Origin of the sequence: Asanoa sp. NPDC050611, from assembly GCF_040654855.1 — a bacterium.
GTDB lineage: Bacteria > Actinomycetota > Actinomycetes > Mycobacteriales > Micromonosporaceae > Asanoa.
In genome coordinates this window covers 1-7,560 of record NZ_JBFAIU010000360.1, presented here as the reverse complement: position 1 = coordinate 7,560, position 7,560 = coordinate 1, and the positions used below count along the sequence as shown (strand labels likewise).

The 7,560-nt window shown below is 74.2% G+C and carries 10 protein-coding genes; 4 read left to right on the top strand and 6 right to left on the bottom strand.

Annotated features, from left to right (window positions below; all coding sequences use genetic code 11):
- Both AB0H87_RS34930 and AB0H87_RS34925 read left to right on the top strand, forming a co-directional pair.
- The coding region (locus AB0H87_RS34930; protein WP_360155719.1) for an ABC transporter permease subunit at window positions 1-1,498 on the top strand (1,498 nt) is incomplete at its 5' end.
- Window positions 1,498-2,271, top strand: coding sequence for an ABC transporter permease (locus AB0H87_RS34925; RefSeq protein ID WP_360155716.1), 774 nt, complete (start codon window positions 1,498-1,500; stop codon window positions 2,269-2,271). The genes AB0H87_RS34930 and AB0H87_RS34925, both read left to right, overlap by 1 nt.
- Here AB0H87_RS34925 and AB0H87_RS34920 read toward each other — a convergent pair.
- From AB0H87_RS34920 to AB0H87_RS34895, 6 genes are all read right to left on the bottom strand, one after another.
- Window positions 2,248-2,718 (bottom strand): LPXTG cell wall anchor domain-containing protein, encoded by a 471-nt coding sequence (locus tag AB0H87_RS34920; protein ID WP_360155713.1) that lies wholly within the window; start codon window positions 2,716-2,718, stop codon window positions 2,248-2,250. The two genes, AB0H87_RS34925 and AB0H87_RS34920, sit on opposite strands and share 24 nt — an antisense overlap.
- Entirely contained in the window at window positions 2,715-3,284 is a 570-nt protein-coding gene (locus tag AB0H87_RS34915; RefSeq protein WP_360155710.1) for a class E sortase, read from the bottom strand. Before AB0H87_RS34915 ends, AB0H87_RS34920 begins: the two co-directional genes overlap by 4 nt.
- 68 nt (window positions 3,285-3,352) lie before the next feature.
- Window positions 3,353-3,544 (bottom strand): hypothetical protein, encoded by a 192-nt coding sequence (locus AB0H87_RS34910; RefSeq protein ID WP_360155707.1) that lies wholly within the window; start codon window positions 3,542-3,544, stop codon window positions 3,353-3,355.
- Between the two features lie 105 nt (window positions 3,545-3,649).
- Window positions 3,650-4,300: an NIPSNAP family protein gene (locus tag AB0H87_RS34905; RefSeq protein ID WP_360155704.1), complete on the bottom strand. Its 651-nt coding sequence runs from the start codon at window positions 4,298-4,300 to the stop codon at window positions 3,650-3,652.
- Complete coding sequence (locus tag AB0H87_RS34900; RefSeq protein ID WP_360155701.1) at window positions 4,297-4,656, bottom strand: hypothetical protein; 360 nt, start codon at window positions 4,654-4,656, stop codon at window positions 4,297-4,299. The genes AB0H87_RS34905 and AB0H87_RS34900 overlap by 4 nt, the downstream gene beginning before the upstream one ends.
- Before the next feature lie 32 nt (window positions 4,657-4,688).
- Window positions 4,689-5,417, bottom strand: a complete 729-nt coding sequence (locus AB0H87_RS34895; protein WP_360155698.1) for a M15 family metallopeptidase — start codon at window positions 5,415-5,417, stop codon at window positions 4,689-4,691.
- A gap of 29 nt (window positions 5,418-5,446) precedes the next feature.
- Here AB0H87_RS34895 and AB0H87_RS34890 point away from each other — a divergent pair, with 29 nt between their 5' ends.
- Window positions 5,447-6,301, top strand: a complete 855-nt coding sequence (locus AB0H87_RS34890) for a L,D-transpeptidase family protein (protein WP_360155695.1) — start codon at window positions 5,447-5,449, stop codon at window positions 6,299-6,301.
- A gap of 152 nt (window positions 6,302-6,453) precedes the next feature.
- Complete coding sequence (locus AB0H87_RS34885) at window positions 6,454-7,428, top strand: sporulation protein (RefSeq protein ID WP_360155692.1); 975 nt, start codon at window positions 6,454-6,456, stop codon at window positions 7,426-7,428.
- Window positions 7,429-7,560 lie beyond the last annotated feature (132 nt).

Below are 7,560 nucleotides of genomic sequence, written 5' to 3'. Positions count from 1 at the left end.
GCTCGCGAGCAGCCGCACCCAGCCGCGCCTGCAGCCCCTCGTCCCCCAGCAGCACACCGAGGTTCTCGGCGAGGGCGGCCCGGTCCCCCTCCGGCCGTTGATGCTGTTCTTCGCGGTGCTCGCGGGCGCCGGCACGAGCGACACCGGCGGCCCGCGCGGCGGTGGCGCGCCTCCCCGCGGTCCGGACGGCACGCCGGTGGTCGACGGCTTCACCTTCGTGCGCCAGCCGCTGGCCGGAGACGGCACGCTGACCGTCCGGGTGGCCGACCTGACCGGCACCGCGCTGATGCCGTCCGAGCCGGGCAACGCGCCGCCGGCTCCGGCCGGACCGGAGCGGCCGGGACCGGCGAAGCCGGAGCAATGGGCCAAGGCCGGCCTCATCATCAAGCAGGGCACGACGCCCGGCTCGCCCTACGCGGCGGTGATGGTGACCGGCGAGCACGGCGTACGCATGCAGCACGACTTCGTCCACGACCAGGCCGGTCCCGCGGACGCCCGCTGGCTGCGGCTGGAGCGCACCGGCGGCACCGTCACCGGGTACGCGTCCACGGACGGCGCCGCCTGGACGAAGATCGGCACGGCCACCCTCCCGACCGGCGAGCTGGCGGCGGGCCTGTTCGTCGCCACGCCGCCGCACGAGGAGTTCGACCAGTTCCTCGGCGGCACCAGCAGCATGGGCGGCATGGCGATCGCGACCGGCACGTTCGACAACGTCACCGCGCCCGGCAGCGACTGGGAGACCGTGGTCGTCGGCGACAACCCGGCCCGTGACCGGCCGGACGTGGGCGCGACCCGCAGCGGGGACACGGTCGTCGTCAGCGGCACCGGCGACATCGCGCCCGCCGCCGGCGGTGCCGGACCCAAGCTCGAGCAGACGCTGGTCGGCGGGTTCGCCGCGCTGACGGTGCTGGCCGTGCTGGGCGTCCTGTTCGTCACCACCGAGTACCGCCGCGGCCTGGTCCGCACCACGTTCACCGCGACGCCGTTCCGGGCCCGCGTGCTGGCCGCGAAGGCCATCGTGATCGGGGTGCTCACGTTCGGCATCGGCCTGGTCGCGTCGACCGCGGCGCTGCTGGTCGGCGAGGCGGTCCGCAGCGGCGACCCCTACCAGGTCGGCGCCGGCACCCAGGTGCGGATCGTGGTCGGCACGGCCGCGCTGCTCGCCGTCGCCGCCGTGTTCGCGGTCGCGATCGGCACGATCCTGCGGCGGGGCGCCGGGGCGGTGGCGGCGGTCGTCGTGCTCACCACGCTGCCCTACATCCTGTCGGTGGCGGCCGTGCTGCCGGCCGTACCCGCGCAATGGGTGTTGCGCCTGACGCCCGCGGCGGCGTTCGCCATCCAGCAGAGCGTGCCGGAGTGGCCGCAGGTGCACCAGGCGTACACGCCGGCCTTCGGGTTCTTCCCGCTGCCACCGTGGGGCGGCTTCGCGGTGCTCTGCGCGTGGACCGCGGCGGCCCTGGCGGTCGCGACCGTGCTGCTGCGCCGGCGGGACGCGTGATGACCGCGCTGCACGCCGAGTGGACGAAGCTGCGCACCGTGGCCGGCCCCTACTGGCTGGTCGCCACCGCGGCCGTGCTGACGGCCGGCCTGAGCGCGGCGACGGCGGCGGCGGTGACCTGCGCCGCGGCCGGCTGCGGGGTGGACGCGCCGCGGATCACCCTGACCGGCGTGCAGCTCGGCCAGGCGGTCGTGGCGGTGCTCGCGGTCATGGTGGTCGGCGACGAGTACCGGACCGGGATGATCCGCACGACCCTGGCCGCGATGCCGTCGCGATCGGCCGTCCTGGCCGCCAAGGGCGTGGTGGTGGCCGGCGCCACCCTGGTCGCGGCGGTGCCGGGCGTGCTCGGCGCGTGGCTGGCCGGCCGCCTGATCCTGCCGGGCCGCGGCTTCACGGCCGCGCACGGCTACCCGCCGCTGTCCCTGACCGACGGCGCGACGTTCCGGGCGGTGGCGGGCTCGGTGCTCTACCTGACGCTGGTCGCCCTGCTGAGCCTGGGCCTCGCGGCGGCGGTACGCGACGCGCCGACGGGGGTCGGCGTGGTGCTCGGCGTGCTCTACCTCGCGCCGATCCTGGCGTCGATCGTCACCGATCCGGACTGGGAACGGCGGCTGCGGCAGCTCACGCCGAGCACCGCCGGGCTGTCCGTCCAGCACACCCTCGACGTGGCGAGCCTGCCGATCGGCCCATGGCCGGGTCTCGGCGTGCTGGCCCTGTGGTCGGCGGGCGCACTGCTGCTCGGCGGGCTGCTACTGCGCCTTCGGGACGCGTGAGCGCCGGCGCAGGCCGGCGCCGACGGCGAGGAGTGCGGCGCCGGCGGCCGCGAGTGGCAGGTTCACGGAGCCGCCGGTCGTCGCCAGCTCCGGCGGGTCCGCCGGTGGGCCGCCGGAGCCGACCTGGAATCCGCGCAGCGGCGTGGCTGCCACGTGGTCCGAGGCGCTGACCGTCCAGCTCGCCGGCCGGAGGCCGGTCAGCAGGCACGACCACGTGCCGGCGGCGGTGGCGGTCGCGCCGCAGGTGACGACGTCGATCTCCGGGCCGCTGCCGGTCGCGGCCGTGACCACCACGGTCGCGCCCGGCCGGGCGGCGCCGCCGGAGACCGTCGCCGCGGTGCCGGCGACGGACACGCCGGTCAGTTCGATCGCCCGCGCGGGGCCGGCCGACAGCGCGAGCGTGAGGGCGGCGGCGCCCGTGACGATGGCAGTACGCAGGAGGGTCATGGCACCTCACCGGGATCGAGCGTCGCGTGCACGACGAGCCGCCGGTCGGCCGACCACTTCGGCTCGCAGGTCGTGAGGGTGAGGGTGGCGACCGTCGCGGTGGCGTCCGGCGCGTCCGGCACCGGTGCGAGCACCTCGACCGCCGTCGGCGCGACCACCCGGCTGCCCGTCACCGTGTAGGTGAACACGCGGCGCCCGTACTCGACGATCACCGCGTCGCCGCGGGTGAGTCGGTCGAGGTCGCGGAAAACGCCCCGGGCGCGGTGGCCGGCGACGGCGAAGTTGCCCACCGCACCGGGCAGCGCGGTCTGCGGGTAGTGACCGGGGCCGGCCGCGAGCGACGTGGCGCCGACACCCTCCACCACCGTCCACCGCTCCCCCAGCCGCGGGATCGCAAGCCGGGCGATCGGCGTGCCCGGCCCGGGCCGCGACGGCGCGTACGCGACCGGTGCCCGCCCGGCCGCCGCGCCGCCGCCGGGGCCGTGCCAGGCCGGTGCGCCGGCCAGCGCGAGCAGCACGAGACCGGCGCACGCCACGGCTGTGCCGGTCCATCGGCGGACGCCCACACATTGGACAATAAGCCCGAAAAGCCGTCAATCAGGCCGGAATGGTCGATCCGCCGGCTCTGCTCGGCTCACTCGCCGCCGTCGCCGCACCCGCCGTCGTCGCCGCAGCCGCCCGCCTCACCGGTGCCGCCCGCACCCACATAGCGGTGCGGCGGGCGCTCGGGCCGGCCGAGCAGGCGGCGCGCGAACATCGCGTCGATCGCCCGGACGGCGGTGAGCCCGAACAGCGCCACCGCCAGGCCCGCGTCCGCCCGGGACACGCCCCGTCACGACGCCTGGCGCCGCGGGTGCAGGTCCGGACGGGCGGCCCGGAGCCCGCGGACCAGCCGCTCACCGGCCAGGCTGCGCCGGGTCGGGCGCACCGTTCAGCGCAGGGCCGACCGCGGCGTCGGCGCGAGCCGCAACAGCCCCACCGGCCCGGCGAGCCCGTCCGTGCCGAGCCCCGCGACGCGCGCCGCGAACGCGTCGACCTCGGAGTCGGGAACCGAGGCGAAGAAGACGAACACGTCCTCGCCCTCCCGCACCGGCAGGGCCGGGAAGTCGTTCGGCTCGTGGATCGTCTGCGCCGTGCCGAGCACCGGGACACCCAACCGCGGGCGCAGAACCCGGTCGAACTCGCCCGCGTAGGACGCGGGACCGGGCAGCGGGCACAGGCCCGCGACCACGATCCGGCCCGGCGGCGGGGCGGTGTCGCGCGACGCCGGTGCCGGGAACGGTTGGACCGCCCGCATCAGCAGCACGTCGTCGACGTCCACCATGGTGGCGTTGGCCGCCGCGCTGTGCTCCTTCCAGACGGGACCGGTGTAGAACGCGGTCAGCGCCGGCTCGCGCCGCTCCATCGAGGGGAAGGCGCGCACCCAGACGAACCGCTCCGGACGGTCGAGGTCGCGGAACTGGCCGACGATCCGCATCCCCTCGGCCTCCTGCGACTCGACGAAGTGCCGGTCGAAGAGCGCGACGAGCGTGTCCCGCCCACCGGGCACGAGCGTGTACTGCCGAAGCTCCACAATGGTCATCTGACCCGTACCACCCGTCTCCAGAGGTCGAACGCCACGAACAGCAGCGGCACCAACACCGCGAACTGCCGGGTCGTGTAATGCCGCAGCGCGGCGGGCACGTCGACCCCGGCCAGCTCACGCTCCAGGGCGCCCGGCACGATGAGCGTCAGCGCGTGCACCGACAACGGCAGGTAGTTGAGCGCCACGCCGATCACGTAGGCGCCGAACACGGTGGCGGCGTGCAGCACCAGGAAGAGCCCGAGCGCGAGGCCGCCGACCACGCCGAGCAGGAACTCGGCCAGGATGACCCAGCGCCGCCACCCCGCGCCGGCGGACCCGTGCATGTCAACGGCGGCGAGCCGACGGATGTCCACCCCGGGATCCTGCCACGTCTGGCCGAAGCTGGTCAGCGGCCCGTCGTGCTGAAGTGCTGGTAGTCCGGGTTGGCGCCGCCGACGTTCCATTTCCAGCCCACCGCCGCGAACGCCTTGACCAGCACGCCGCCCTTGACGGCCATGCCCGGACGGTAGCGGGAGCGGTCGGCGAAGGCCCGGCCGGCCGGCGGCAGCACGTCGTCGCCGAACATGTACGGGTTCTCCACCGGGTTGACGTCGATCGCCTTGCCGTACGCGTGCACCGACCACGACGGCTTGCCCGCGGACACCGCGTTCCGGCAGTTGAACGCCGACGTGTTGTCGGCCGCCATCGACCTGTCGTCGCTGCCGCCGTACTCCGCGACCGGCGTGAGCCGGCGGATCGGGAACCGCTTGGCGAACAGCGTGCGGAACACTGTCGTCACGTCACCGGCCACGTCCTTGTGCACCACGATCCCGCCACTGTGTGGCCGGTTGTCGAAGCCCCAGTAGGTCAACCGCACCAGCCGCAGGCTCTCCGGGCCGACCGGACAGCCGGAACGCCAACTGCTGCCCAGGTCGGCGGCCGTGACCCGCTCGGTCTTCGCGGCGAACGCGGTGCTCGCGGTGCTCGTGGCGGCGGGCGACGGCGGCACCGCGGCGGACGTGGCCGGCGACGGCGGCGGCGACCACGCGGCGGGTTCGGCCGGTCGCGCACCGCAGCCGCCCAGCGCCAGGGCCGCCAGCAGCACCGTCACCAGGTAGGGTTTCGTCCGCAGCATCGTCCATACGATACGGATCGGGTCTCGACGTGAACGCACTGCGGCGGTCGGCGGTGGCCATCCTGGCCACGTTCGCACTCTCGGCATGCGGGGCACAGCCGGGCACCGACACCACCGCGGCGCCCGCGCCGGGCCAGTCGGCGACGCCGACCGCGGCGGCCCGTGACCAGCTCGCCCGCCGCGGCGACCTGCCGGCGTCCAACCGTGCGACGCGTCCCACGCCGACGCGCACCACGGCCAGTCCCAGGCCGAGGACCACCACCGCGAGCAACGACGCGTCGAGGCTGCGCACACTGCCGTCCACGACCACCCAGGTGATCGTCGTCAAGGCCAACGGTTACGGCACGAGCAACGGCACCCTGCAGGCGTTCGGCAAGCGCAACGGCACGTGGACGCCGGCGTTCGGCTCGATGACCGCGAAGCTCGGCACCAAGGGCTTCAAGGACAGCAAGGTCGAGGGCGACCTGACCACCCCGACCGGCGTCTACAGCCTCGGCGGCACCATGTACGGCATCGCCGCGAACCCGGGCGTCCGCTACAGCTACCACAAGCTGGTCGCGGACGACTGGTGGAACGAGAACCCCGCCACCGCCGGCTACAACTCGTTCTTCCACGGCGCCGACCCGGGCGGCGCGAGCGAGGCGCTCTGGGAGACCGACCCGCAGTACCGCTACTTCGCGGTGATCAACTACAACATCCCGGTGCGCAAGGCCGACCCGCCCCGCGGCAGCGGCATCTTCCTGCACGTGATGGTCCCCGGCCGGTCCACCGCCGGCTGCGTGGCGCTGGCCGAGTCCGATCTGGTCAAGGTGCTCCGCTGGCTCGACCCGGCCGCCAAGCCGCGCATCGTGATGGCGCCGTCGAGCGAGCTCGACCGCTACTGAGCGGCTCACTGGTCACTCTCAGCCAACTGTCAGTTTCACCTGGTAGGTTCTCGCGCACGGCCGCATTCTCCGATGTGGATGATTCTCGGAGATGTCTGACGCCGCAACGGTTTGCGGCCCTGACCGACGCTTTCGACACCAGGAGATACACAGTGGTCTTCAAGAAGATGTTGGGCGCCCTCGGGGTCGGTGGTCCCAGCGTCGACACGGTGCTGTCCAATCCCAACACGAGACCCGGCCTGCCGCTGACCGGCCAGGTCAACCTGACCGGCGGCACCAACGACGTCGAGCTCGCGCACGTCACCCTCGGCCTGGTCACGCGGATCGAGGTGGAGACCGGCGGCGGCGACCACGGCACGGTCGGCGAGTTCCACCGCACGCCGGTGGCCGGCCGGTTCAAGCTCAACGCCGGCCAGCAGCTGTCGATCCCGTTCCAGGTCGACATGCCGTGGGAGACGCCGATCACCGACGTCTACGGCCGGCGCCTGCACGGCATGACGATGGGCCTGCGCACCGAGGTGGCCATCGACCGCGCGGTCGACAAGGGCGACCTCGACCCGGTCGCGGTGCACCCGCTGCCGATCCAGGAGCGCATCCTCGAGGCGTTCAGCCAGCTCGGCTTCCGGTTCAAGAACGCCGACCTGGAATACGCCCGGATCCACGGCGTGCAGCAGACGCTGCCGTTCTTCCAGGAGATCGAGTTCTGGCCCGCACCGCACTACGGCGGCATCAGCGAGGTCGAGCTGACCTTCGTCGCCAACCCGCACACGGTCGACGTGGTGCTCGAGTTCGACAAGCGCGGCGGCATGTTCGTCGGCGGCCACGACGCGTACGGCCGCTACACCATTCCCCACTCCGACGCCGACACCACCGACTGGGCGCGCGTGGTCGACGGCTGGGTCCGGCAGTCGGTCGACCAGCGGCAGGCGTTCTTCGCGAGCCGGGGCGGCTTCTCCGGCGGGCACGGCTACCACGGCGGCCACGATCGCGGCCGCCACGGCAGCGGCATCGGCGGCGTGGTCGCGGGCGCGGCGCTGGGCGTCGCCGGCGGCATGATCGCCGGCGAGATGATCGAAGAGGCGTTCGAGGACGACGGCGGCGACTTCGGGGACTTCGGCGGCGAGTAACCGGATCGGCGGGGGGGGCCCGGGGCGGGCCCCCCCCGCGCCCGGCAGGCCGTCCCCACCGCCCGGGGCAGGCCGTGCGCCGATCGGAAGAGCGGCGGGGAGGGAAAGAGGGTAATGGGCTAGGTGTAGATC

Excerpts from the sequence above, each read along its gene's own strand:
- AB0H87_RS34925 (WP_360155716.1), top strand. The coding sequence starts at position 1,498 with ATGACCGCGCTGCACGCCGAGTGGACGAAGCTGCGCACCGTGGCCGGC.
- AB0H87_RS34920 (WP_360155713.1), bottom strand. The coding sequence starts at position 2,718 with ATGACCCTCCTGCGTACTGCCATCGTCACGGGCGCCGCCGCCCTCACG.
- AB0H87_RS34905 (WP_360155704.1), bottom strand. The coding sequence starts at position 4,300 with ATGACCATTGTGGAGCTTCGGCAGTACACGCTCGTGCCCGGTGGGCGG.
- AB0H87_RS34895 (WP_360155698.1), bottom strand. The coding sequence starts at position 5,417 with ATGCTGCGGACGAAACCCTACCTGGTGACGGTGCTGCTGGCGGCCCTG.